The organism is Allobosea sp. 2KB_26 (assembly GCF_052115715.1).
Taxonomy (GTDB): Bacteria; Pseudomonadota; Alphaproteobacteria; order Rhizobiales; family Beijerinckiaceae; genus Allobosea.
This window is the reverse complement of record NZ_JBFRHE010000001.1, coordinates 850,335-872,587: the sequence shown is the minus strand read 5'-3', so window position 1 is coordinate 872,587 and position 22,253 is coordinate 850,335. Positions and strand designations below refer to the sequence as shown.

The 22,253-nt window shown below is 65.0% G+C and carries 23 protein-coding genes; 12 read left to right on the top strand and 11 right to left on the bottom strand.

The genetic code is table 11. From position 1 onward, the window contains the following. Positions 1-71: 71 nt before the first annotated feature. Complete coding sequence (locus tag AB4099_RS04305) at positions 72-635, bottom strand: thioredoxin family protein (protein ID WP_441477141.1); 564 nt, start codon at positions 633-635, stop codon at positions 72-74. 13 nt (positions 636-648) lie between these two features. Further along, complete coding sequence (locus tag AB4099_RS04300; protein ID WP_441477140.1) at positions 649-1,389, bottom strand: cytochrome c biogenesis CcdA family protein; 741 nt, start codon at positions 1,387-1,389, stop codon at positions 649-651. 50 nt (positions 1,390-1,439) lie between these two features. Here AB4099_RS04300 and AB4099_RS04295 point away from each other — a divergent pair, with 50 nt between their 5' ends. Genes AB4099_RS04295 through AB4099_RS04285 form a run of 3 tightly spaced genes read left to right on the top strand, consistent with a single transcriptional unit; the run spans position 1,440 to position 3,367 of the window. Beyond that, the gene (locus AB4099_RS04295) at positions 1,440-1,859 is read left to right on the top strand and encodes a thioredoxin fold domain-containing protein (protein WP_441477139.1); all 420 of its coding nucleotides are present in this window, start codon (positions 1,440-1,442) and stop codon (positions 1,857-1,859) included. Beyond that, positions 1,856-2,239: an ArsR/SmtB family transcription factor gene (locus AB4099_RS04290; protein WP_043238549.1), complete on the top strand. Its 384-nt coding sequence runs from the start codon at positions 1,856-1,858 to the stop codon at positions 2,237-2,239. Before AB4099_RS04295 ends, AB4099_RS04290 begins: the two co-directional genes overlap by 4 nt. A 30-nt stretch (positions 2,240-2,269) precedes the next feature. Then, positions 2,270-3,367 (top strand): YeeE/YedE family protein, encoded by a 1,098-nt coding sequence (locus tag AB4099_RS04285; RefSeq protein ID WP_113513208.1) that lies wholly within the window; start codon positions 2,270-2,272, stop codon positions 3,365-3,367. Between the two features lie 15 nt (positions 3,368-3,382). Here AB4099_RS04285 and AB4099_RS04280 read toward each other — a convergent pair whose 3' ends face one another. From AB4099_RS04280 to AB4099_RS04255, 6 genes are all read right to left on the bottom strand, one after another. Beyond that, on the bottom strand, positions 3,383-4,294 hold the full coding sequence (locus tag AB4099_RS04280; protein ID WP_441477138.1) for an MBL fold metallo-hydrolase: 912 nt from the start codon (positions 4,292-4,294) through the stop codon (positions 3,383-3,385). 83 nt (positions 4,295-4,377) lie between these two features. Next, the gene (locus tag AB4099_RS04275) at positions 4,378-5,352 is read right to left on the bottom strand and encodes an ornithine cyclodeaminase family protein (protein ID WP_441477137.1); all 975 of its coding nucleotides are present in this window, start codon (positions 5,350-5,352) and stop codon (positions 4,378-4,380) included. A gap of 125 nt (positions 5,353-5,477) precedes the next feature. Continuing rightward, positions 5,478-5,870 (bottom strand): OsmC family protein, encoded by a 393-nt coding sequence (locus tag AB4099_RS04270; protein WP_441477136.1) that lies wholly within the window; start codon positions 5,868-5,870, stop codon positions 5,478-5,480. Positions 5,871-5,970: 100 nt separating this feature from the next. Beyond that, entirely contained in the window at positions 5,971-6,426 is a 456-nt protein-coding gene (locus tag AB4099_RS04265) for an RbsD/FucU family protein (protein WP_069879357.1), read from the bottom strand. Position 6,427: 1 nt separating this feature from the next. Then, positions 6,428-7,267: an amidohydrolase family protein gene (locus AB4099_RS04260; protein WP_441477135.1), complete on the bottom strand. Its 840-nt coding sequence runs from the start codon at positions 7,265-7,267 to the stop codon at positions 6,428-6,430. A 4-nt stretch (positions 7,268-7,271) separates the two neighbouring features. Continuing rightward, on the bottom strand, positions 7,272-8,300 hold the full coding sequence (locus AB4099_RS04255; protein ID WP_441477134.1) for an aldo/keto reductase: 1,029 nt from the start codon (positions 8,298-8,300) through the stop codon (positions 7,272-7,274). Between the two features lie 187 nt (positions 8,301-8,487). On the opposite strand from AB4099_RS04255, the gene AB4099_RS04250 reads away from it, so the two are divergent. The 5 genes from AB4099_RS04250 (at position 8,488) to AB4099_RS04230 (ending at position 13,408) form a co-directional block, all read left to right on the top strand. Beyond that, the gene (locus AB4099_RS04250) at positions 8,488-9,840 is read left to right on the top strand and encodes an ABC transporter substrate-binding protein (RefSeq protein WP_113513220.1); all 1,353 of its coding nucleotides are present in this window, start codon (positions 8,488-8,490) and stop codon (positions 9,838-9,840) included. A gap of 147 nt (positions 9,841-9,987) precedes the next feature. Next, complete coding sequence (locus tag AB4099_RS04245) at positions 9,988-10,902, top strand: carbohydrate ABC transporter permease (protein WP_441477664.1); 915 nt, start codon at positions 9,988-9,990, stop codon at positions 10,900-10,902. Beyond that, complete coding sequence (locus tag AB4099_RS04240) at positions 10,899-11,717, top strand: carbohydrate ABC transporter permease (RefSeq protein ID WP_113513224.1); 819 nt, start codon at positions 10,899-10,901, stop codon at positions 11,715-11,717. Before AB4099_RS04245 ends, AB4099_RS04240 begins: the two co-directional genes overlap by 4 nt. 94 nt (positions 11,718-11,811) lie before the next feature. Beyond that, entirely contained in the window at positions 11,812-12,708 is an 897-nt protein-coding gene (locus AB4099_RS04235; RefSeq protein WP_441477133.1) for a dihydrodipicolinate synthase family protein, read from the top strand. A 25-nt stretch (positions 12,709-12,733) separates the two neighbouring features. Beyond that, positions 12,734-13,408, top strand: coding sequence for a GntR family transcriptional regulator (locus AB4099_RS04230; RefSeq protein ID WP_441477132.1), 675 nt, complete (start codon positions 12,734-12,736; stop codon positions 13,406-13,408). A gap of 162 nt (positions 13,409-13,570) precedes the next feature. On the opposite strand, the gene AB4099_RS04225 is transcribed toward AB4099_RS04230, so the two are convergent. From AB4099_RS04225 to AB4099_RS04215, 3 genes are all read right to left on the bottom strand, one after another. Then, a complete protein-coding gene (locus AB4099_RS04225; protein ID WP_441477131.1) occupies positions 13,571-14,377 on the bottom strand; it encodes an SDR family NAD(P)-dependent oxidoreductase in 807 nt (268 codons plus the stop codon). Between the two features lie 86 nt (positions 14,378-14,463). Beyond that, positions 14,464-15,483: a TRAP transporter substrate-binding protein gene (locus tag AB4099_RS04220; protein WP_441477130.1), complete on the bottom strand. Its 1,020-nt coding sequence runs from the start codon at positions 15,481-15,483 to the stop codon at positions 14,464-14,466. 143 nt (positions 15,484-15,626) lie between these two features. After that, complete coding sequence (locus tag AB4099_RS04215) at positions 15,627-17,495, bottom strand: TRAP transporter large permease (protein WP_441477129.1); 1,869 nt, start codon at positions 17,493-17,495, stop codon at positions 15,627-15,629. 317 nt (positions 17,496-17,812) lie between these two features. On the opposite strand from AB4099_RS04215, the gene AB4099_RS04210 reads away from it, so the two are divergent. From AB4099_RS04210 to AB4099_RS04195, 4 genes are all read left to right on the top strand, one after another. Continuing rightward, positions 17,813-18,676, top strand: coding sequence for an IclR family transcriptional regulator (locus AB4099_RS04210; protein WP_113513236.1), 864 nt, complete (start codon positions 17,813-17,815; stop codon positions 18,674-18,676). A 1-nt stretch (position 18,677) separates the two neighbouring features. Next, entirely contained in the window at positions 18,678-20,318 is a 1,641-nt protein-coding gene (locus AB4099_RS04205) for an acyl-CoA synthetase (protein ID WP_441477128.1), read from the top strand. Continuing rightward, complete coding sequence (locus AB4099_RS04200; protein ID WP_441477127.1) at positions 20,318-21,172, top strand: PCC domain-containing protein; 855 nt, start codon at positions 20,318-20,320, stop codon at positions 21,170-21,172. The genes AB4099_RS04205 and AB4099_RS04200 overlap by 1 nt, the downstream gene beginning before the upstream one ends. 166 nt (positions 21,173-21,338) lie before the next feature. Further along, entirely contained in the window at positions 21,339-22,250 is a 912-nt protein-coding gene (locus tag AB4099_RS04195) for an alpha/beta fold hydrolase (RefSeq protein WP_441477126.1), read from the top strand. The last annotated feature ends 3 nt before the right edge of the window (positions 22,251-22,253 follow it).

The window sequence follows — 22,253 nt, the reverse complement described above, 5'->3', positions numbered from 1 at the left end:
AGCGCCAGTAAAAATCATCCCGCCCTCGGTTCCTCCGTGGTCGGGATGATTGCGTTTCGAGCCAGCAGACGTCAGGCGCCTTGCCGCTTCAGCCATTCCGGGAAGGGCGCGGTCTCGTAGCCCTCCTCCCGCACAAAGCGGAACATGGCGAGGAAATCGCGTGGTTCGAGCAGCCCCGGCATGCGCGCGACCTCGCGGGCCTGCGGCTTGCGTTGGCCGAGACCCTCCGCGCTGTCGGGCATGAACTGGATCGTCGGAGTGAAGCGCACGCCATAGGCCTCGCCCAGTGCCTTCTCGCCCAGTTTGCGTCCGTCGAAATCGGTGACCTCGCGGGCGCCGATATGGTTGAGGTGCAGCACCTCGAAATTGGCCTTGATGTAACCTTCGATCCTGGGATCGGCGAGATGCACCTCATGCATTCGCCGGCAGGCCGGGCAGCCCTTGAGGCCCCACATGATCGCGAGGCGTTTGCCGTTGCGAGTCGCGGTTTCGATGTCCTCGGAGAGATCGAGGAAACTCTCGAGATACCAGTCCTGCTGGTAGAGCCCGTCCTCGCCGAGTCTGGCGGCGGCGAGGGCCTGAGGCGCGAAGGGGACGGCGAGGGCAGAGCCGAGAAGCCTGCGTCGGGTCAGCATGGAAACACTCCCTTCAGCCGATCGTACCGAGGATCGGGATGGTCTGTAGCAGCCAGCCGGCCAGCGCCGGCATCATTCCGGTGATGAACAGCAGGCCTGTCACGACGAGCCCGGCGCCCATGGCCTTCTCGATGACGGCCATATGCCGCCGGAAGCGGGAGAGCCAGGTCAGGAAGGGGCCGGCGAAGACCGCCGCCAACAGGAAGGGCAGGCCGATTCCGAGCGCATAGGATGCGAGCAGAAGCGCGCCGCGCGAGGCGCTGCCTTCGGCACCCGCGACCATCAGCACCGTCGCCAGCACAGGTCCGACGCAGGGCGTCCAGCCGAACGCGAAGGCAAGCCCGACGAGATAGGCGCCGAGCAGGCCGGCGGGACGTGCGGATGTCTGGAAACGGGCCTCCCGGTAGAGCAGGGGAATCCGCAGCCAGCCGAGAAAATGCAGGCCCATGACTAGGATGATTGCACCGGCGGCGATGGACAGCGTGTCGAAATGGGCGGTGATCCAGGTCCCGATGGTCGAGGCGGTGGCGCCGAGTGCGACGAAGACGGTGGCGAAACCGAGCACGAAAACGGCGGCCATGGCGATGATGCGGCGACGCTGCGCGGCCGTCAGCGCGCCGTCCGAGCCGGACAATTCGCCGATGCCGACACCCGCGAGGAAGCAGAGATACGGCGGCACCAGGGGCAGCACGCAGGGGCTCAGGAAGGAGAGCAGACCTGCTGCGAAAGCCCCTGCGATCGAGATGTCGAACAAGGTTCAGCCCGCCAATTGTTTAAACATATGAATACGACTATGTTTGTCGGATGAAAGCAATCGCGAAATGGCTGAGCTGGCATGCCGGCCTCGCAGCACTGGTGGGGATGGCGCTTGTCAGCCTGCCGTTGCGGGCGGCAGAGCTGGTGATGTTTGAACGCGACGGCTGCGTCTGGTGCGCCCGCTGGGACCGGGAGGTCGCGCCTGTCTATGCCAACACGCCGGAGGGCAAGGCAGCACCGCTGAGGCGGGTCGATCTCGGTTCCACCCGCGCAGATGAGCCTGGACTTGCTGCACCGGTTCGCTTCACGCCGACCTTCGTCCTGATGGATGAGGGGCGCGAGGTCGGCCGGATCACCGGGTATATTGGCGACGATGCATTCTGGGGTTTGCTTGGCAAGATGCTTGCTGGCATGGACAGTCCCAGCCATCGAACACGCGGCCAGTCCGCGACAATGGAACGAAAATGAGCGCGATTGTCTCCAAGGCCCTCGAAGCCGAGCTGCGCGATGGTGCCGAATTCTCGGCCGAGCTCGATCAACTGATGCGCAAGGCCCGCAAGGCCAGCGATTTCCTGAAGGCTCTGTCCCACGAAAACCGGCTGCTGCTGCTCTGCCTGCTGGCCGAGCGCGAGCGCACCGTCACGGAACTTGAGAACATCCTCTCGCTGCGCCAGCCGATGGTTTCGCAGCAGCTCGCGCGGCTGCGGCTCGACCAGTTGGTCACCACGCGTCGCGACGGCAAGGCGATCTATTACAGCCTCGCCAATGACGATGTGCGCCAGGTCATCTCGGTGATCTACGACATCTTCTGCAACCGTCCCGAGAGCACGGACCGCTTGCGTGATTGAAATGCGGGCCGGCAGGGGCGTCTGACGATCATGGAACCTCTGCCGACCTGGGCCGTGACGCTGATCGGCGTCGTCATCGGCGCGGCCTGCGGCTTCACTGCCCGGCGTGCCCGGCTCTGCTCCTTCGGGGCGATCGAGGACGCCTGGATGGGCGGCGATACGCGCCGCCTGCGCATCTTCGGGCTTGCGCTCGCCGTTGCGCTCGTGGGCACGCAGCTTCTGGTCGGTCTCGGCTGGCTTTCGCCCCGGCTCTCGACCTATGTGCCCTCGGCCTTGCCCTGGCTCTCGATCCTGCTCGGCAGTACGGTCTTCGGGATCGGCATGGCGCTGGTCGGCACCTGCGGCTTTGGCTCTCTCGTTCGTCTCGGCAGCGGCGACCTGCGCAGCCTGATCGTGATGATGGTCTTCGGCGCCGTCGCCTATGCCACGCTCCGCGGCATGCTGGCTTCCTTTCGAATCGATGTGCTCGAGACGGTCGCCCTGCCGATACCTGGTGGAGTGCAGGGTGATCTGCCTTCACTGCTCGCCTGGTTTGGTCTGGGCGACTGGCGGCTTGCCATCGTTCTCGTCGCCGCCCTGGTGCTGATACTGGCTGTCCTGGCCGACCCTCGGTTGCGACGTTCGCCGCGGCTGGTGTTGGCCGGGCTCACGCTGGGGTTCGGTGTGGTTGCAGGCTGGTGGGCGACAGGTGTGGCTATCGACGAATTCACCGCGTTTCCCCGCCCGCAGAGCCTGACCTTCGTCTCGCCGATCGGCAGGGCGCTCTACGCGGTCCTGACCCACCCTATCGGATTCCTCGATTTCGGGGTCGGCACCATTCTGGGGGTGATGCTCGGAGCCTTTGCTTCGGCACTCTACGATCGCGAGTTTCGCTGGGAGGCCTTTGACGACCACCACGAGATGCGCCGCCATCTGGCGGGCGGTGCGCTGATGGGGTTCGGCGGCATTCTCGCTGGCGGCTGCACCATCGGGCAGGGCGTCACGGCCGGCTCGCTGATGGCGCTGTCCTGGCCGCTGGCGGTTGCCGGCATGATGCTCGGCGCCCGCATCGGCATCGCAGTTCTGGTCGAGGGCTCGGTGCGCGAGATGCTGGCCGAACGCCTCGGGCGCCGCCGTCGCTGCGATTGAGCGTTCTTCGGCCTATCAGGCCGCGGACGGGATGAAGCGGAAGGCCTGCCCGGTACGCTCGACCGTACCGATCCCGCCCTTCGGCAGATGATAGCCAATCACCCGCAGCTTCTCGTCGGCGGCCCGGCCCAGTACGGTCTTGCGGGTCTGGACCGCTTGATCCGCGTCATGATCGGAAGCTGGGCGCCATTCCGGGTGTGCGAAGGATGCAACTGGATGCGTCGCCGCGTCGCCCAGCACGAGCAGCCTGTCGCTGCCGTCCTTGATCTCGAAGGAGACATGACCCGGCGTGTGACCGGGCGTCGCGACTGCGGCGATTCCCGGCAGCACTTCCTCGCCTGCGAGGAAGGTCTTCAGCCCATCCTGGAGACCCTTCAGCACACGCTGCGCGCCGGCCGCAAAAGCGTGACGGTCCTCGGGAAGTCGCTCATAGACCTTGGCATCTGTCCAGAACGCGACCTCGTCGCGGGCCGCCAGCCAGGTCGCATTGGGGAATGCCGGGCTGTCGAACTCGTCGAGCGCCCCCCAAAGGTGGTCCGGGTGCAAATGGGTGAAGACGATATGACTCACGCTGTCGGGCGCAATACCGGCGGCCTCCAGGCTTGCTGCGAGCTTGCCGCTTCCGGCAAGAAAGTTCGGGCCGGAGCCGCAATCGAACAGGATCGTTTCACTGCCGCGCTTCAGGCAGGTGACGTTCAGCACCGTCTCGGATGGGCCCTTGCTGCCGGTCATCGCCTCGAGCTGGGGCAGCGGCGTGTCGCGCGCGAGCATCGAGAGCGGCAGCTGGAAGCCACCGTCGCTCAGCACCAGGATCTCGGCCTTGCCGAGCCCGGCTCGCGCCACGACCTGGGCTCGTGCTGCTCCGCCGCAGAACGAGGCCGCCGCTGTCAGACTGGCTCCGAGAGTGAAAACGCGACGGTTCAGCATCGAAGATCTCACATATTCCTATGGATGAATATGTGACGCTAGCAGAGCTCCGATGCGTTGTCTTCCTGTTTGCAACCGCAATCTCAGCGCGGGAGATGCAGGCCGGCTTCCCTGGCCAGGGCCGCGCGATAGACGGCAGCCGCCACGGCGAGATCCGCGAGCGCGAAGCCGCGGAAAATGAACATGGCGCGCTGCTCCGCGTCGCTGCGTCCGGGGCGGACTCCGCCGGCGAGTTCCGTCAGGTCGGCATCGAAGCTGCCGAGTGGGCCGATATCTGTGGCGATCGGAGGATTCTCAGCCTGTTGCTGGTGATCGTCGGTGGCCACGAGGTCGAGCCTGCGCAAGCCATTCGGCAGCCAGCTGCGGGCGACATCGACGGCCGCCACGAAGGCGCCCGGTTTCAACCAGGCAGCATCGAGGAAGGGCGCGAAGCCGGGTTGCATGGGCACGGTCGTGATGACGACGTCGCTGCTACGAACGACATCGATGGCGCCATCATGAGCCTCGGCCGCAAAGCCCTGCTCGCGGGCATGCGCGATGAAGAGATCGGTGGTGCGGCGGCTTCGACCGAAAGCGCGAACCTCGGTCAGACCGGGCAGCAGGGACTTGAACGCGGCAAGATGCGAGCGAGCCTGCAGGCCGCAGCCGATGAAGCCGATGGTGCGGCTCTCCGGCCGCGCCAGGAACTCGCCTGCTGCCGCCGACATGGCCGCCGTCCGGATCGCCGTGACGAGGTTACCATCGAGGACGGCCAGCAACTTGCCGGACGCATAGTCGTTGAGAGCAATCATGGCGTGGATGCCGGGCGTGCCCGCGCCATTCGTGGCGGGCGCCATGCCGAGCCATTTTGTCGCCGCCATGCCGATCGCGGGCGAGGCCGCGCAAAGCGATTGGAAGCCGTGGCCGGGACCGATCTCCAGCGCAAGCTTGGGCTTGCTCAGCGTCTGGCCGTCGTGATGAGCCTTGAAGATCGTCCTTACCGCCGCGCGGGCGAGCGCCGGATCGAGTTCGAGCCCGGCGATGTCGGCTTCGGCGAGATAGAGAAGAGTGTCAGGCATGGGCAGGCTCGCAGCAGGCAGGGCTCGGTTGAACTGGATCGCCAAGGACCCACGGGCGTGATCGATCGCTCAGCGTGGTTCTTCTAGGGCGTGGGTGCCGGAACGGAAACGGACTCACGAGGGCGTCAACCGTCCGACAGTCTTGTCGCAATATCGGCGCCGGCCTTCAGCGTCAGGGTAACGGGTGTGCGCTCGGCGACATCGGCGAGGTGCATTCGCTGATCCCCAGACAGATCGCCCGTCAGCGTGATGACACGTTCGATCTTCGAGCGGTTCTCGACCTTGACGTGGTGCAGGTCGATATCGACAGCCTGAAGGCTCCACTGCTTGCGCTCGGCATACATCCGCAAGGTGATGGCCGTGCAGGCGCCGAGGCTGGCGAGAAGCAGGTCATAGGGCGCCGGCCCGGCATCGGCTCCGCCCAAGGCCGCCGGCTCGTCGGCAACCAGTGTGCGGCCGCCCATCCTGATCGTTGTCGCAAAATTCGTCGTGCCGATATGGGCGTTCGCGCGGGCCATGAAGCCATCCTCCAGGCACGTCAGCGCAGTTTGTCGAAGCCGCGCCGACGGCGTCACGATCCTGAGCGGTGCAGGCGCGCTTGCCAACCCTCGTGCGGGCTCAGCCTGGAAGACCGGCGATGACGCCCTTGCGCAGCAGGAAGCAGCCATAGGGCCGCGGGTCGCCGACCTGGACGACAGCGAAGCTCGCCTTCGCCGCGGCATAGAAGGCGAAACGCTCGATGCCGAGGCATGGTACGGGCTCTCCCATGGCGCGGTCGATTTCGGCCTGAACCTCGGCCTGGACCGGCGGGATCTCGTCAGGCTTGCCGACAACCTCCATGCGGCGCAGCGAGCCGGGCTCGAAATCGTCGATTGGCAGGACGGAGAGGATGGCGCGGGTCGCCCGCGCCATCGAAAGGCCGGGCAGTCGGATCAGCCTTCCGCTGGCGGTCGCGCTGGCAACAGTATCGGCCGGATGATTGGCATCGACAATGGCCAGATCGTCGCCATGGCCCATCGCGGCCAGAACCCAGAGCAGATCGGCGCTCAAGACAGGGTCGATGCCCTTCAGCATATCAGTTGCGTCCTCGGTGGGAGAGATAGAGCCTCTGGGCATTACCGCCCATGATCGCGGCGCGATCGGCTTCGGGCAGGGGCGCCAGCAATTCCGCGACGGCTTCGAACCAGCGGGAATAGTCGGTCCGCAAGGTGACGACGGGCCAGTCGCTGCCCCAGATCAGGCGGTCGGGACCGAAGACGGCGAGCAGATGCGAAACGACCGGGCGCAGGGTCTCGATCGTCCAGCCGGCCGAGGCTTCGGTGACGAGGCCGGAGATCTTGCAGAAGGTCTGCGGCCGCGCTGCGACTGCGGCGATATCCTCGCGCCAATTCGCGATCTCCCCACTGATGAGATCCGGTTTGGCGGCATGGTCGACAACGACGGCGAGCGTCGGATGTCGATCGAGAACGGCCAATAGTGGCGCAATGTGCTGCGGTCGCAGCAGCGCGTCGAAGACGAGGTCATGGGCTGCCACCGCTGCGAAGGCGGGCGCAAGGGAAGGGCGGGCCAACCAGTTCTCGTCGGGAATGTCGTGGACCATGGGCCTGAGCCCGACCAGCAGCGGATTGCCGCTCAGGCGGGCAATCCGCTCGGACGCATCGAGCGCATCGAAATCACACCAGCCGACGACGCCGGCGACGCTTTGGTCTTGCTCTGCGATGCCGAGCAGGAATGCCGTCTCTGCCTCGGTCGGCGCGGCCTGGACCAGGATGGTGCGCGCGATGCCGTGCCGTGCCAGCAGCGGCGCCAGGTCCTGCGGGCCGAAGTCGCGATGGATCGGGCCCAGTGCCGGGGTCAGCCAGCCATAGTCGCCGCGTGAGAGCCGCCAGTAATGCTGATGGGCGTCGATCCGCATCGGGCTATTCCGGCACAGGAACGTCAGCGCCGAGCAGGCCTTCGGTCTTGAGCGCGCTCCAGAGCTCGGACGGAACCGGCGCGGCGATTTCGGCAAGCTGGTCGGCGACCTCCGCGGGTGAGACCGCCCCCATGACGACACTGGAAACGGCGGGGTGGCCCAGCGGGAACTGCAGCGCGGCACGGCGCAGTGGCACCTCGTGGCGCCGGCAGATCGTCTCGATGGCGGCGACCCGCGCGAGGATCTCGGGCGGAGCCGGCCTGTAATTGTACTTGGCGCCAGTGACGGGGCCGGTGGCCAGGATGCCGGAGTTGAAGACGCCGCCGAGCATCAGGCCGATACCCTTCTTCTGCGCGAGCGACATGAAGGATGCGAGCGCCGGCTGCTCCAGCAGCGAATAACGGCCGGCCAGCAGCATCGTGTCGAAGTCGCCGGCATGGGCAAAGCGCTCGCACATCTCCGCTTCATTGACGCCGACTCCGATCGCCTTGACCGTACCGGCCGCCCGCAATTTGTCGAGCGCCGGGTAGGCGCCGGCCATTGCCTCGAAGAACCGGTTCTCGATGGCGTCCGCGCCATGGGTCCAGATGTCGACGTCGTGGATCAGGACGATGTCGATATGGTCCGTGCCGAGCCGAAGTGCCGACTGCTCAAGCGAGCGCATGGTCCCGTCATAGGAATAGTCGAATCGCATGCCATGCGGCAGGCCGCCCAGATAGCCCGAGCCGTCGCCGCGCCCCGCGAAGGGCTGCGCGACGCGGCCGACCTTGCTGGAGAGCAGCACATTCTCGCGGCCGACCCGGCGCAGTGCCGCACCGATGCGATGCTCGGACAATCCGTGACCATAGAGCGGCGAGGTATCGATCAGGGTGACACCGCCGGCGACGGCAGCCTCTACCGTTGCGACGGCCTGAGCCTCGTCGAGCCTTGCATAGAGATCACCGAGCGGGGCTCCGCCGAAGCCGAGCGTCGAGACCTTCAGTCCGGTGCGGCCAAGGTTTCGCAAGGGGAGGGGTGGCGCAACTGCGGGCATGGATGCGGGTCCAGGATGTGCTGCAGCGACTATGTGCACGCCAACATGTCAGCTTGCAACCGACCTCGAACGCGATTAGCGTCGGCGTCGGATCCGAAGGGCAAAGACTCGACGGGACCGGCGCACAGCCGGATAAACAGGCAGGCTCGTAAACGGGCCGCAATCTGCGTCCACAGGGAGGACAATCATGACAGACAGCATTCTGAAGCCGAGCCGGCGCGCGCTTCTGCGCGGGGCTGCAGCGTTGGGCGCGGCGGGCGCCATCGGTTCGCCGATGGTTCTGCGCGAAGCCCATGCGCAGGCTGCCTTCAACTGGAAGCGCTTCGCCGGCACGACAATCGACGTGCTGTTGGTGAAGAACCCGCGTTCCGACCTGATGCAGGCGGCCGAGAAGGAGTTCACCGAGCTCACCGGAATCAAGGTCTCGGCCGAGCAGGTGCCGGAGCAGCAGCAGCGCCAGAAGGCGGTGATCGAGTTTGCCTCGGGCAAGCCGAGCTTCGACGTCAGTGGCATTTCGCTGCATGTGCAGAAGCGCATGGCCGCCAAGGGCAAGTGGTTCGAGGATCTGACACCCTTTATCAAGGACGCCTCGCTGACCTCGCCGGACTTCAATTTCGCTGACTTTGGTGCCGGGCCCGTCGCCTATGCGCGCCAGTCCGACGGTTCGCTCGATACGATCCCGTTCTTCGTCGATTACTGGATGATCTACTATAATAAGGAGCTCTTCGACGCGAAGGGCGTTGCCTATCCCAAGACGATGGACGAGATCGCCACGGTCGCGGCCAAGCTGCATGACCCGGCCAAGGGTATCGCAGGCTTCGTCTCGCGCGGCCTGAAGAACGCCAATGTCCCGGTCTGGGCCAGCCTGCTGCTCGGCCAGGGCATCGAGACCACGTCGCCCGACGGCAAGCTGCTCACCGATACGCCCGAGGCGGCCTGGGCCGGTGAACTCTACAAGAAGCTGAATAAGGAAACCGGCCCAGCCGGTCAGGTCGGCTTCAACTGGAATGAATGCCAGACCACCTTCATGCAGGGTCGCGCCGCGATGTGGCTCGACGGCATCGGCTTTGCCACGCCGCTCGAGGACCCGACGAAGTCGCGTATCGTCGGTAAGGTCGGCTACGGCATCACGCCGCCCGGGCCGAAGGCGCATCACGCCGGGATGTTCGCCGATGGCATGGGCATTTCGCGCGGCTCGCAGAAGAAGCAGGCCGCCTGGCTCTATCTCCAGTTCATGACAAGCAAGGCTCAGCAGATCGCGATGCTCAAGGCCGGCGCCGGTGCACCCGGGCGTGCCTCCGCCTATCTCGACACCGAGACCATCTCGCAGTCGAAATTTGGCAAGCAGTATTTCGAGTGTCTGCTCGGCTCGGCCAAGGTCGCCCGCGCTGCGCTGCCGCAGATCGTTCCGGTGACCGAATTCCGCGATGTCTTCGGCGTGGCGCTGACCAATGCGCTCGGCGGTGCCGATGTCGCTGCAGAGCTGAAGAAGGCGACCGAAACCTTCGCGCCGGTCTTGGTCAAGAGCGAACAAGGCTGACGAGCATCGCCATCATGGCCGGGATTGTTCTGGCCATGATGGCTTTCCCCGTTTGGGGAGGCGATGTTCACGACGCGAATGCCCGCCACAGGGCGGGCATGGCAAACCGTTTTCAGCAAAGCGCAGAGCATGACCAACACAACCGCCATGCCAGCGGATCTCGCGACGCCCAAGGTGTTGCCTGCGAGACATTCAGCGGATTTTACCCCGCGCTACTGGCTGTTTTCGCTGCCAGCCGTGCTGGTCGTCCTCGGGGTGATCGTCTTCCCGTGGCTATTCACGCTCTACATGTCGGGCCATGACTGGAAGATCGGCGGAGGCCCCGAATTCGTGGGCCTGCAGAACTTCTCGGAGCTGTTCCGCGATACGCGCTTTCTCGAATCGATGGGACATACCGCCTATTTCACGGTTCTGGCCGTGGTGCTGCCGATCGTGTTCGGCACGGCGGCGGCGCTGGTCTTCCACCGCGAGTTCCCGTTCCGGGGGCTGCTGCGCACCGTTTTCGTGATGCCGATGATGGCGACGCCCGTCGCCGTCGCGCTGGTCTGGACGATGATGTTCCACCCGCAGCTTGGCGTGTTGAACTACCTGCTATCGCTTGTCGGGGTTGGACCCCAGCCCTGGGTCTACGACCCCCATACCGTGATCCCGACGCTGATCCTGGTCGAAGTCTGGCATTGGACGCCGCTCGTCATGCTGATCGTGCTCGGCGGTCTGGCCGGCTTGCCGAAGGAACCCTATGAATCCGCGCTGATCGACGGCGCCAATTCCTGGCACATGTTCCGCCACATCACGCTGCCGCTGGTCTGGCCCTTCATCATGGTGGCGATCGTGATCCGCACCATCGATGCGCTGAAGGCCTTCGACACGATCTTCGTGATCACCCAGGGCGGCCCGGGCACGGCGTCCGAAACCCTCAATATCTTCCTCTATCTTCAGGCCTTCCAGTTCTACAAGATCGGCTACGCCTCGGCCGTGGTGGTGATCTTCTTCGTCATCATCATCATGCTCTCGTTGCTGCTGCTCTATGCGCGCCAGAAGTCGAAGTGGAACGCGGAATGAAGCGGCTCGCCTCCAAGATCGGCTTTGCGCTCTCGGTCTTCGTACTGGTTTCGCCGGCCGTCCTCGTCTTCCTCTGGATGCTGTCGCTCTCGTTCAAGAACGAACTCGACAATACCGCTTTCCCGCCGGTCTTCATCCCGAACCCGCCGACGCTGGCGAACTATCTCGACGTCTTCGAGAAGAACAACTTCGCGCTCTATCTCTGGAATTCGATCCTGGTCACGGGCGGGGCGGTGCTGATCGGGCTCGGGGTCGGCGTGCCTGCGGGCTACGGCATCGCCCGCGGCAAGGCGACGAAGTTCGCGATCCTGATCCTGGTCGCCCGCATGACGCCGGCCTTGTCCTACCTGATCCCGCTCTTCCTGCTGTTCCAGATGACCGGGCTCGTCGGCAGCATCACGGCGCTGGTGATCACGCATCTCGTCATCACCATTCCGATCATCGTCTGGATCATGATCGGCTATTTCGAGAATGTGCCGATGGAACTGGAGGATGCGGCGCGCATCGATGGCGCGACGACTTGGCAGGCTTTCCGCCATGTCGCGCTGCCGCTGGCGCGGCCGGGCATCGTGGTCGGCGGCATCCTCGCCTTCATCTTCTCCTGGAACAACTTCATCTTCTCGGTCGTGCTGGGCGGCAAGAACAGCCGTACCTTGCCGTCCGCCGTCTACAACTCCCTGACCTTCGAGCAGATTTCCTGGGGGCCGCTCGCCGCTGCCGCGCTGCTGGTGACGCTGCCGGTGCTGCTGCTGACGGTGCTGGCCCAGCGTGAGATCGTTGCTGGATTGTCGGCCGGAGGGCTGAAGGATGGCTGAGCCGCACCCCGATTTCCGTGCCTTCCCGACCTTGCGTCAGTTTTGACCGCAAACTAACATGTCAGACATTCATATCTCAGGAAAGCTCCCTCCAATGGCTATCGACCCGAACCGCTTTGGCCTTTCCTGCGCCATCACGACGCCGATGCGGGACGGCGGAGCCGTCGATCTGCCGCGCCTCGTCACGCATGCGCGCCACGTGCTGGCCGAGGGCTGTGACTCCGTCACGCTGTTTGGCACGACAGGCGAGGGGGCGGCCCTTGGCCTGCCGGCGCGTACCGCGATGCTGGGCGCGCTGGTCGGTGCCGGCGTCGATCCTGGCACGCAGATCTATGCCGGCGTCGCCGCTGCCTCGCTGCATGAATCGATCGAGCAGGCCAAGGTCGCGCTCGATATCGGCGCCAAGGGCCTGCTGGTCGCCCCGCCCTTCTACTTCAAGGGCGTCAGCGACGAGGGCCTCTATGCCTGGTTCTCGCAGTTCTTCGAGAAGTTGGGGCCGTCCGCTCGCAACACCATCCTCTACCACATCCCCTCGGTCACGGCGGTCGATATCAGCGTCGGGCTCGTCGAGCGGCTGAAGAAGGCGTTTCCGGGCATCGTCACCGGGGTGAAGGATTCCTCGGGCAGCTATGCGAATACCGAAGCCCTGCTCAAGGCTCACGGTGAGCTTGCCATCCTGGTCGGTGACGAACGGCTGCTCGCCCGCGCGGTGAGGGCCGGGGCTCAGGGCTCGATCTGCGGCGTCGCCAATCTGGTGCCGGGCCTGCTTCGGCCGATGGTTTATGAAGGGACGGAGAGCCCGGTGGTGAATGCGCTGGTCGACGAGGTCTGCAGCTATCCGGTCCTGCCGGCAGTCAAGGCCCTGGTCGGCCATCTGCATGGCGACAAGGGCTATAGCGCGATGCGGCCGCCGCTCGAGGCCTTGAGCGAGGCGCAACGACAGCGCTTGTTCGCGGCCTTCGACACGATTACGCGGGCCAAGGCCGCCTGAGGAGCCACGAGAGGAACAGGAGCGCATGGGCGAGAACGATCAGGAGCGCGACGGCGAACCGCTGAAGCTGCGGGACAAGGCCTATGTCAGCTTCACCGAACGGCTGCTGGCGCGCGAGATCAAGCCAGGCCAGTTCGTCACCCAGCGCGAGCTTGTGGCGATGACTGGCCTGCCGCTCGGTGCCATTCGCGAACTGATCCCGCGCCTCGAGGCGGAAGGTCTGATCAAGACCGTGCCGCAGCGCGGCATGCAGGTTGCCCATGTCGATCTCAACCTGATCCGCAATGCGTTCCAGTTCCGGCTCTTCCTCGAAAAGGAAGCGACTGCGCTCTACGTGAAAACGGCGACGGACGAAGAGATCGCCGAACAGCGTGAACGCCACGAGGCGATCATCCGGAGGGCCGAGGCGGGTGGCGACGAGACGCTGATCGAGGACGCCGAGGATGTCGACCGGCTGATGCACGAGGCGATCATCGATCGCCTCGACAACGACATCGTCTCCAAGGCCTTCCGCGTCACCTGGCTGAAGATCAGGCTGATCCGTCAGTACGAGACGCGTATCCAGAATCACATCCTGGTTCCTGTCATGCAGGACCACCTGAAGATCATTGCCGCTATCGAGGCGCGCGACCCGGAGCGGGCCGCAGCCGAGATGAGCGCGCATATCGGAAACGCCCGCAACCGGGCCATGAGCTACTGAAGATCGGGGATTGAGAACGAGGAGCCGGCCAATCTGGCCAAACGGTCCGCGTCACGATCTTCGCCGGGCGTCTGGTCGACGGCGCTCCCGGTGAGCGCCGACGTGGGGGCATCGCGCGATCATCCCCGGCTCGTATCGCTCCTGGCGTTCGACTAAATCCCGTCAGCTTGGGAAGGCTGCGACTGCGCAGCTCTGACCGCCGTCGACGGGCAGGCAAACTCCGGTGATGAAAGCCGACTCGTCCGAGGCCAGAAACACGGCGGCCGCAGCAATATCCCAGGCCGTGCCCATCTTGCCCATGGGGACGGCGGCGTTGCGGGCGGCAACCATCTCGTCGACCGAGCCGTACTGCCCCGAGATCTGCTTGTAGATCAGCGGTGTGTCGATCAGGCCCGGCATGATGCAGTTCGCCCGGATGTTCTGCCGGGCATATTGCATGGCGAGCGCCATCGTCGCCTGGTTCACCGCTGCCTTGGTGGCGTAATAGGCAAAGTAGGGGTAGCCGGTCCAGCGGATCGCGGCGAGCGAGGAGATGTTGACGATCGCGCCGCCACCGCTCGCCAGCATCGCCGGGATAACCGCCTTGGCCGTGCGGTAGACCGAGCCGAGATTGAGATCGAGCGCAGCCCTGAACTTCTCCTCGCTGAGTTCGACCGGTCCGCCCATATGGGTCACGCCGACATTGTTGTGCAGGATCTGGATGCCACCGAAGCGCGCCATGGTGGTCGCGACTGCGTCGTCGACCGAGCCCTGTGCCGTCACATCGGCTGCGATCGCGAGCGCTTCGCCGCCCTCTTCCTCGATGATGGACGCTGTCTCGTCGGCGGCAGCCTGGACGAGATCGATGCAGATGACCCTGGCGCCTTCGCGCGCATAGGCGACCGCTGCGGCCTTGCCATTGCCCCAGCCCGGGCCCGAGGAGCCGGCACCGAAAACGATCGCGGTCTTGCCCTTCAGCCGGTCGGCCATGACGTGCTCCTTCAGGTCCCGAGTGGTTCAAGTGAAAGCCCGGCGGCGCTGTTGCACCGCCGGGCTTGAAAGACGAGCGGGCAAGATCAGCTCAGGCTGCTGCCGACGGCCTTCTCGAGAATGGCCCAGGCTTCGTCGCCATACTTCTTCTTCCAGTCGGCATAGAAGCCAGCCTTGCGAAGCGCCTCGCGGAAGGGAGCTGCCTGAGTGTCGTTGATGATCATGCCCTTCGAGACGAGTTCATCCTTGAGACCGGCATTGAGCTTGGCGACGTCGGCGCGCTCGAGCAGCGCTGCGTCATCGAGGTTCTTGGCGACGATCTTGCGGAGATCCTCCGGCAGCTTCTCCCAGGCGCGACGGTTTGCCAGGAACCAGAAGCCGTCCCACATGTGATTGGTCATGGAGAGGTACTTCTGCACTTCGAAGAGCTTGGCAGTGGCGATGATCGCCAGCGGGTTCTCCTGGCCATCGACCACCTTGGTCTGCAGGGCGGTGTAGACTTCGGCGAAGTTGATGCTGGCCGGAGCCGACTGGAAGGCGGTGAACATCGAGGTCCAGAGCGGGCTGACCGGCACGCGGATCTTGAAGCCCTTGAGGTCGTCGGGCGTGTTGATCGGGCCCTTCGAGCTTGTCATCTGGCGGAAGCCGTTGTCCCAGATCTTGTCCATGACCACGAGGTTGGCCTTGCCGATCTGGCCGCGGACATAGGCGCCGAGCTCCCCGTCCAGAGCCTTCCAGACAGCATCATAGTTAGGGAAGGCGAAGCCGATTCCGCTGAGCGAGGCGTTCGGCACCAGAGTCGAGAGGATCAGCGGCGACAGTGTGAAGAACTCGACGCCGCCCGAACGGACCTGGCTCAGCATGTCGGTGTCGGAACCGAGCTGATTGTTCGGGAAGATCTGGATGACGACCCGGCCCTTGGTGTCCTGCTTGATCTTCTCCGCCGCCTCATTGGCACGGATGTTCATCGGGTGCGCGACGGGCAGGTTGTTGGCGTATTTGTAGGTGAATTCGGCGGCCTGCGCCTCGGCCCTGCCGATATGGAAGGAGCCGATGGTGGCGGCAGCGGCAGTGCCCTGCAGCAGAGTGCGGCGTGAGATGGTCATGAGCGTTTCTCTCCCTGTCGATGTTGCTTTCACGCCGCCGCTGGTTTGCTTCGCGACGACGGGATCTCGGTTATCCTAAATTCTCGCGTTTCGGACTGCAGCCCTGCAACCCTCACTGCGATGGTGGCGACCATGCCGGAGCATCAGAGCACCCAGGTCGACAGGCCGGGCACGACCGCAATGACGACAAGGCCGATCAGCAGCGCGACAAGATAGGGCCAGATCGCGCCCATCGCCTCGTCCGGCGAGACATTGCCGATCTTGCAGGCGATGTAGAAGCCGATCCCGATCGGCGGGGTCATCAGGCCGATATTCATCGCCGTGACCACCACCATCGAATAGTGCACATCGTTGATGCCGAGATTCTTGGCGATCGGGAACATCAGCGGCGCCATCAGCACGATCGCGGGCAGGCCTTCGAGCACACAGCCCAGCACCAGGAAGACGACGATCGTCACCGCCATGAAGGTCAGCCAGCCGCCCGGCAGGCCGGCCATGAAGGTGGCGAGGTCGCGCGCGAAGCCGGTCTGGGTCAGGGCCCAGGCCATGGCGAGCGCGGTGCCGAGGATCATCAGGATCGCGCCCGAGAGTGCCGCCGTCTCGACCAGCATCGCGTAGCATTTGCGAAGGCCGATGCCGCCATAGAGGATGATGCCGATGACGAAGGCGTAGAGCACCGCGATGGTCGAGACCTCCGTCGCGGTCGCAATGCCGCCGCCGACCACGCCGCGGATCAGGAAGGGCAGGACGAGAGCCGGACCCGCGACCAGAGCGGTCCGCCCGATCACGGCCATGGGCGCGCGCCGCACGCCCTTCATGTCCTCGCCGATGGCTTTCCAGCGTGCCAGCAGCGCCAGCGCGACGAGGAGCACCATGGCGATGCCGAAGCCGGCATTGAACAATCCGGCGATCGAGACGCCGGCGACCGAGCCGAGCACGATCAGGACGATGCTCGGTGGCACCGTGTCGGCCATGGCCGCGCCCGTCGAGAGCAGGGCGATGAGCTCCTTGGGCTGGTAGCCGCGGCGCTTCATCTCGGGAAAGAGCGCGGGCGCAACGGTCGCCATGTCGGAGACTTTCGAGCCCGAAATGCCCGAGACCAGGAAGAGCGAGCCGAGCAGCACATAGGACATGCCGGCGCGGACATGGCCGAGCATCGAGGCGAGGAAGTCGACGATCGCCTTGCCCATGCCGGTCGCGTCGAGAATGCAGCCGAGCAGTACGAAGATCGGCACGGAGAGCAGGATGATGCTCGACATGCCCTCGTCCATGCGCCCGATCATCACGATCATCGGGACATTGGTGCTGAAGGCGAGGAAGGCGAGCGTGCCCATGCCGAAGCAGAAGGCGATCGGCACGCCGGCGACGAGGCAGAGCGCCACCGTGATGACGAGGAAGATCAGGATGTTGGTGTAGCCGAGGCCCTTGAAAACCGGCATCAACCCCCAGCAGGCGGCGGCGAGCCCGGCGACGAGCGCGACGGCGACGATCAGGTCCGGCAGCCTCGCAGTGTGGATGGCATGGCGAATCGTGAGCACCAGCATCATGGTGATGCCGCATGCGATGGCCGAGACGCGCCAGCTGTTCGGAATGTTGAGCGCGGCCGAGGTGACGTAGGATTCCTCGATCGTATAGTCGATCGCCGGGTAGATCATTGCCGCGAGGAAGGCGGCAACCACGACGAGGGCCAGCGTCTGCACGAACTGGCTCACGCGCTCCGGCATCATGCCGATGAAAAGTGTCAGCTTGAGATGCTCGTTGCGATCGATTGCGATCGCGGAGCCGAGCATGGCAAGCCAGAGGAAAGAGATCGAGGCGGCTTCGTCGATCCAGACAATCGGCAGGGAGAAGACGTAGCGCGTGGTGACGCCGAGCAGCAGCAGCCCGACGATCAGCAGCAGCAGCGCGGCGCTGATCATCTCGATCGGCCGCATGATCGCCGAGCCGGTACGGATTGCATCCGTATCCAGCGGGTTCTCGGTAGGAGCAATGCTCTCGCTGAGCTGTGCCATGTCCGGGCTCAAGCCTGCGGGAGCATGGCAACGCCGGAGCGCGCGCATGTCGGAACGGAACCGCAGCGGATATCCGCTTCAGCCATGGCGTTGGCCTCCGGCCAGCCGGAATCCCGTGACAACATCTGCCCTTCCTCCCGCGCGCCGATCTTGTGAACGTTCTTGCGGCCCGGCGCGGTCCATACTGTGGATGATTGATCCAGCGGAAGGGGCCAAGAATACACAAGCAGCCCTGCGTTGCAATCTATCTGAGCCCGAACTAGGCTGCTGCAAACAACCAAAGGGTCCATATTATGGACTGTCTCTGAGGCCGCAGGATGGAACATTTCGTTGCATCAGCCGGCGATCTCTCGGGCTCGCAGAGTGTCGACCGGGCCTTGCGGCTCCTGGCTTTGATCGGGCGCGAGCCCGCGGGCGGGTTGCCGCTGAGCGATATCGTCATCGAAAGCGGGCTCAACAAGCCGACGGCGCGGCGGCTGCTGCTCGCCCTGATACGCGCAGGTCTCGTCGAGCAGGAGGCTCTGTCGCGGCATTACTGCCTTGGCGAGGAGGCTTTCGTGCTGGGCGTCCTGGCTGCGCGCCGGCACGGGCTGCTCGAACTCGCCATGGAGAGCCTGAGGCGCCTGTCGGAGATCACCATGGATACGAGCTTTCTCTCTATCCGGCGTGAGAACTACTCGGTCTGCCTGCATCGGGAGGAGGGAACCTATCCGGTCCGGACGCACGCGCTGCAGACTGGCCAGCAGCATCCGCTCGGGGTCGGCGCCGGCTCGCTCGCGATGCTGGCGGTGCTGCCGGACGGCGAGATCGAACGGATCATGGCGGCGAACGAGGCGGTGCTGCTGACCCAGTATCCGGGTTTTCCGCCTGACGAGATCCGCGCCGATCTGACGCTGGCCCGCCAGCGCGGTTTTTCGCTCAATCCCGGCCGGCTGGTGGCCAGTTCCTGGGGCGTCGGCATCGCCTTTCGCTATCCGGACGGTCGCGTCGCCGGCGCGCTCAGCCTGGCGGCGATCGACAGTCGCATGGTTCCCGCGCGCCAGGTCGAATTGGCGCGCCATCTTTCGACTGAAGCCGAGAGGATGGAGCGCCTGCTCGCGCAGATGTTCGTCCGCAAGACATCCCAAGGCGACGGCCCGCAGCAGAGGGCACGCCCAATTACAAAATCGAGGAGCGCCTGACGTGACCGAAGCCCTTGCCAGCCAGGCCGCCCCGCGCGGCGGTGTCGCGCCCGTGACGCGCCGCGTGATGAACCTTGCCCATATCGTCACCCAGAATGCGCGCCGCTTCGGCCAGCGCTCAGGATTCATCTGGGGTGACAGGCAGTGGAAATGGGCCGAGATCGATGCGCAGGTTTCGGCGCTGGCCGCGGCGCTGGCGGCACGGGGCATCGGTAAGGGGGACCGCGTCCTGGTTCATTCCAAGAACTGCGAGGCGATGTTCTTCTCGATGTTCGCGGCCTTCCGGCTCGGCGCCGTCTGGGTGCCGACCAATTTCAGGCTGCTGCCGGACGAGGTCGCCTATCTCGCGACGGCGTCCGGTGCAAAGGCCTTCCTGTGCCATGGCGATTTTCCGGAGCATGCCGCGGCCGTCGCTGCTGCGGAACCCGCGCCGGGCTTTACCTGGCGCATCGGGGCGGGGGCATTTGGCGAGGCCGAGGTCGGCGAGATGATCGCGCGCCATGCCGGCACAAGCGTTGCGAACGCCGCCGTCGATCGCGACGACCCCTGCTGGTTCTTCTTCACCTCGGGGACCACGGGCCGCTCAAAGGCCGCGGTGCTCACCCATGGCCAGATGGGTTTCGTCGTCACCAATCATCTCTGCGACCTGATGCCGGGAACGACGGAGGCCGATGCATCGCTTGTGGTCGCGCCTCTCTCGCATGGCGCGGGCGTGCACCAACTCGTCATCTCGGCGCGCGGCGCACCGACGATCCTGCTGCCGTCGGAGCGTTTCGACGTCGACGAGGCCTATCGCCTGATCGCCCGCCACCGCATCACCAATATCTTTACCGTGCCGACGATCCTGAAAATGCTGGTCGAGCATCCGGCCGTCGACACGCATGACCATTCCTCGCTGCGCTATGTCATCTATGCCGGCGCGCCAATGTATCGCGAGGATCAGAAGGCGGCGCTTGCCAAACTGGGCAAGGTGATCGTGCAATATTTCGGGCTCGGCGAGGTCACCGGCAATATCACGGTGCTGCCGCCCGCCCTGCATGATCCCGAAGACGGTCCGAATGCGCGCATCGGGACCTGCGGCTTCGAGCGCACGGGAATGCAGGTCCAGATCCAGGATGATGAGGGGCGTGAGGTTGCGGCAGGGGAGCAGGGCGAGATCTGCGTCGTCGGCCCGGCCGTGTTCGCCGGCTACTACGACAACCCCGAGGCCAATGCGAAATCCTTCCGCGATGGCTGGTTCCGTACCGGTGATCTCGGTCACATGGACGAACAGGGCTTCGTCTACATCACCGGGCGCGCCTCCGACATGTACATTTCCGGCGGCTCCAACATCTACCCGCGCGAAATCGAGGAGAAGATCCTGACCCATCCGGCAATCGCGGAGGTGGCCGTTGTCGGCGTGCCCGATCCGGTCTGGGGCGAGATCGGTATCGCCGTCTGCGTCGCATGTTCGGGGGCGCAGGCCAGCGAGGCGGAGCTCGCCGAATTCCTCTCGACCAAGATCGCACGTTACAAGATGCCGAAGCGCTTCCTGTTCTGGGAGGCGCTGCCGAAGTCGGGTTACGGCAAGGTGCCGAAGCGGCTGGTCAAGGACGAACTTGAAGCGCGTGGCGAACTCGCCCGGATGCGGGGCGAGAGGTGATGCGGCAGATCATCCAGCCTGGTCCCGCGGCGCCTGAGCGCATTCGGTGGGTCGAAGCGCATGGCCGGCGTTTCGCGATGCCCCTTGCAGCCGGGCTTCCGCTCCTGGAAGCGGTGCGCCGAGGCTTCGCGGCGATGGGCTTCACCAGCGGCGTGGTGACGGTCGATGGGCTCGTCCTCGGACCCTTCGCCTATGTCATGCCGGCGCTGTCGAAGACTCCGGAACATGCCGCCTTCTATAGCGATACGTTCAGACCGGCCGGCGTGACGCGCGTCGAGACGGGGGCGATGACCTTCGGCCTGCGCGATGGAGCGCCCTTCTTCCACTGCCACGCGCTCTGGACCGAAGCCGACGGCAAGACGAGCGGCGGCCATATCCTGCCAGACGACACCGTTCTCGCGGAGGCGATCACCGTGCCGGCACTCGGTCTCGATGGCGCCGATTTTGCAACCGCGCCCGATCCGGAGACGAATTTCAAGCTGTTCGGCCCGGTCGCGGTGCCGTTCTCCGGGGCTTCGCGCGAAGGGCGTTATTTCGCCCTGCGTGTGGGCCCGAATACCGATTTCACCACGGCGCTGGAAGAGTTCTGTGCCGAACGCGGCATCCGGCGTGCCGTGATCCATGGCGGCGTCGGCAGCACGATCGGCGCGCATTTCGGGGATGGTCGGATCGTCGAGAATTTTGCGACCGAAGTCGCGATTCAGGCCGGCGTGGTCGAGCCCGTGCAGGGGGGGCACGCGGCGCAGATCGATGTAGCGCTGGTCGATTTCACCGGTGCAATGGCACAAGGCCGCCTGAGGCGCGGCGACAATCCGGTGTTGATGACCTTCGAGCTGGTGCTCGAGGCCTTGTAGGGCGCCCAGACAGGCAGTTCCACCGAAGCCTTCGGTCGGCACCGAAGTGTTTCCAGGTGTCAGCGAGTATTCGAAGGCGCAGTCTCCCGCCCACTCAGCAAGGGCGGGAGCCGGCCATGAACATAGCTTCGATGAGTGCAGCGCGCGCCGCAGGCGGGGCGAGGTCATGCGATTGGCGGGAACGGCGGAGACGCCCGGCTTGCTGATCCGGCGGGCGGCTGGGGCCGGGCCGAGCGTCATCTATGTCCATGGCGCGACCTTTCCATCAGCCCTTTCTGTTGCCTACCGCTTCGACGGACGTTCCTGGATGGACGACCTACAGGAACGTGGCTTCGATGTCTGGAGTTTTGATTTCGCGGGCTATGGTGGCTCGGACAGGCCAGCGAGCTTCCTTGCCCAGGCGCATGACAATGCACCATTCGGGCGCGCGCCCGAGGCGACGAAACAGCTGGCGCGGGTGATCGAGTACGTGCTGGACGTGACCGGAAGAACGCGCGTGTCGCTCATCGCTCATTCCTGGGGCTCGATCATCGCCGGGCTGTATGCCTCGCTGCATCCGGAGCGTGTCGAGCGACTGGTCCTGTTCGGACCCATCGCACAGCGCAAGACGCCTGGCCCCCTCGCCCCAGAGAGCATCGGGGCGTGGCGTCTCGTCTCGGTCTGCGACCAACTCGCGCGCTTCGTCGAGGACGTCCCGCAAGACCATGCTCCGGTCCTGATCGAGCCCACGCTTGCAGACTGGGGGCCAGCCTATCTCGCCAGCGATGCGCAAGCCGCGAACCGAAGGCCTGAAGCGGCGGTCAAGATTCCCTCAGGGCCTCGTGTCGATATCTCCTCGGCCTGGTCGGGCCGGCTCGGCTACGACCCGACACAGGTCACGGCACCGACCTTGATCGTGCGCGGGGCCTGGGACAGCCTGTGCAGGGATAGCGATGCGCAATGGCTGCGCGGGCAGCTCGGTACGAGCGAGACCCGAGATGTCGTCATTCCCGAAGGTACGCATCTGATGCATCTCGAACATGCGCGCTCCGGCCTGTTCGAGGCCGCAGGAGCCTTCCTGAAGAAGACCTGGCTTTGATCC

Excerpts from the sequence above, each read along its gene's own strand:
- AB4099_RS04265 (WP_069879357.1), bottom strand. The coding sequence starts at position 6,426 with ATGCTGAAGGGCATCGACCCTGTCTTGAGCGCCGATCTGCTCTGGGTT.
- AB4099_RS04280 (WP_441477138.1), bottom strand. The coding sequence starts at position 4,294 with ATGCTGAACCGTCGCGTTTTCACTCTCGGAGCCAGTCTGACAGCGGCG.
- AB4099_RS04200 (WP_441477127.1), top strand. The coding sequence starts at position 20,318 with ATGCGGCAGATCATCCAGCCTGGTCCCGCGGCGCCTGAGCGCATTCGG.
- AB4099_RS04255 (WP_441477134.1), bottom strand. The coding sequence starts at position 8,300 with ATGCCCGCAGTTGCGCCACCCCTCCCCTTGCGAAACCTTGGCCGCACC.
- AB4099_RS04230 (WP_441477132.1), top strand. The coding sequence starts at position 12,734 with ATGGGCGAGAACGATCAGGAGCGCGACGGCGAACCGCTGAAGCTGCGG.
- AB4099_RS04295 (WP_441477139.1), top strand. The coding sequence starts at position 1,440 with ATGAAAGCAATCGCGAAATGGCTGAGCTGGCATGCCGGCCTCGCAGCA.
- AB4099_RS04240 (WP_113513224.1), top strand. The coding sequence starts at position 10,899 with ATGAAGCGGCTCGCCTCCAAGATCGGCTTTGCGCTCTCGGTCTTCGTA.
- AB4099_RS04305 (WP_441477141.1), bottom strand. The coding sequence starts at position 635 with ATGCTGACCCGACGCAGGCTTCTCGGCTCTGCCCTCGCCGTCCCCTTC.
- AB4099_RS04195 (WP_441477126.1), top strand. The coding sequence starts at position 21,339 with ATGCGATTGGCGGGAACGGCGGAGACGCCCGGCTTGCTGATCCGGCGG.
- AB4099_RS04285 (WP_113513208.1), top strand. The coding sequence starts at position 2,270 with ATGGAACCTCTGCCGACCTGGGCCGTGACGCTGATCGGCGTCGTCATC.
- AB4099_RS04210 (WP_113513236.1), top strand. The coding sequence starts at position 17,813 with ATGGAACATTTCGTTGCATCAGCCGGCGATCTCTCGGGCTCGCAGAGT.
- AB4099_RS04260 (WP_441477135.1), bottom strand. The coding sequence starts at position 7,267 with ATGCGGATCGACGCCCATCAGCATTACTGGCGGCTCTCACGCGGCGAC.
- AB4099_RS04270 (WP_441477136.1), bottom strand. The coding sequence starts at position 5,870 with ATGGCCCGCGCGAACGCCCATATCGGCACGACGAATTTTGCGACAACG.
- AB4099_RS04250 (WP_113513220.1), top strand. The coding sequence starts at position 8,488 with ATGACAGACAGCATTCTGAAGCCGAGCCGGCGCGCGCTTCTGCGCGGG.
- AB4099_RS04235 (WP_441477133.1), top strand. The coding sequence starts at position 11,812 with ATGGCTATCGACCCGAACCGCTTTGGCCTTTCCTGCGCCATCACGACG.
- AB4099_RS04275 (WP_441477137.1), bottom strand. The coding sequence starts at position 5,352 with ATGCCTGACACTCTTCTCTATCTCGCCGAAGCCGACATCGCCGGGCTC.
- AB4099_RS04290 (WP_043238549.1), top strand. The coding sequence starts at position 1,856 with ATGAGCGCGATTGTCTCCAAGGCCCTCGAAGCCGAGCTGCGCGATGGT.
- AB4099_RS04225 (WP_441477131.1), bottom strand. The coding sequence starts at position 14,377 with ATGGCCGACCGGCTGAAGGGCAAGACCGCGATCGTTTTCGGTGCCGGC.
- AB4099_RS04220 (WP_441477130.1), bottom strand. The coding sequence starts at position 15,483 with ATGACCATCTCACGCCGCACTCTGCTGCAGGGCACTGCCGCTGCCGCC.
- AB4099_RS04215 (WP_441477129.1), bottom strand. The coding sequence starts at position 17,495 with ATGGCACAGCTCAGCGAGAGCATTGCTCCTACCGAGAACCCGCTGGAT.
- AB4099_RS04245 (WP_441477664.1), top strand. The coding sequence starts at position 9,988 with ATGCCAGCGGATCTCGCGACGCCCAAGGTGTTGCCTGCGAGACATTCA.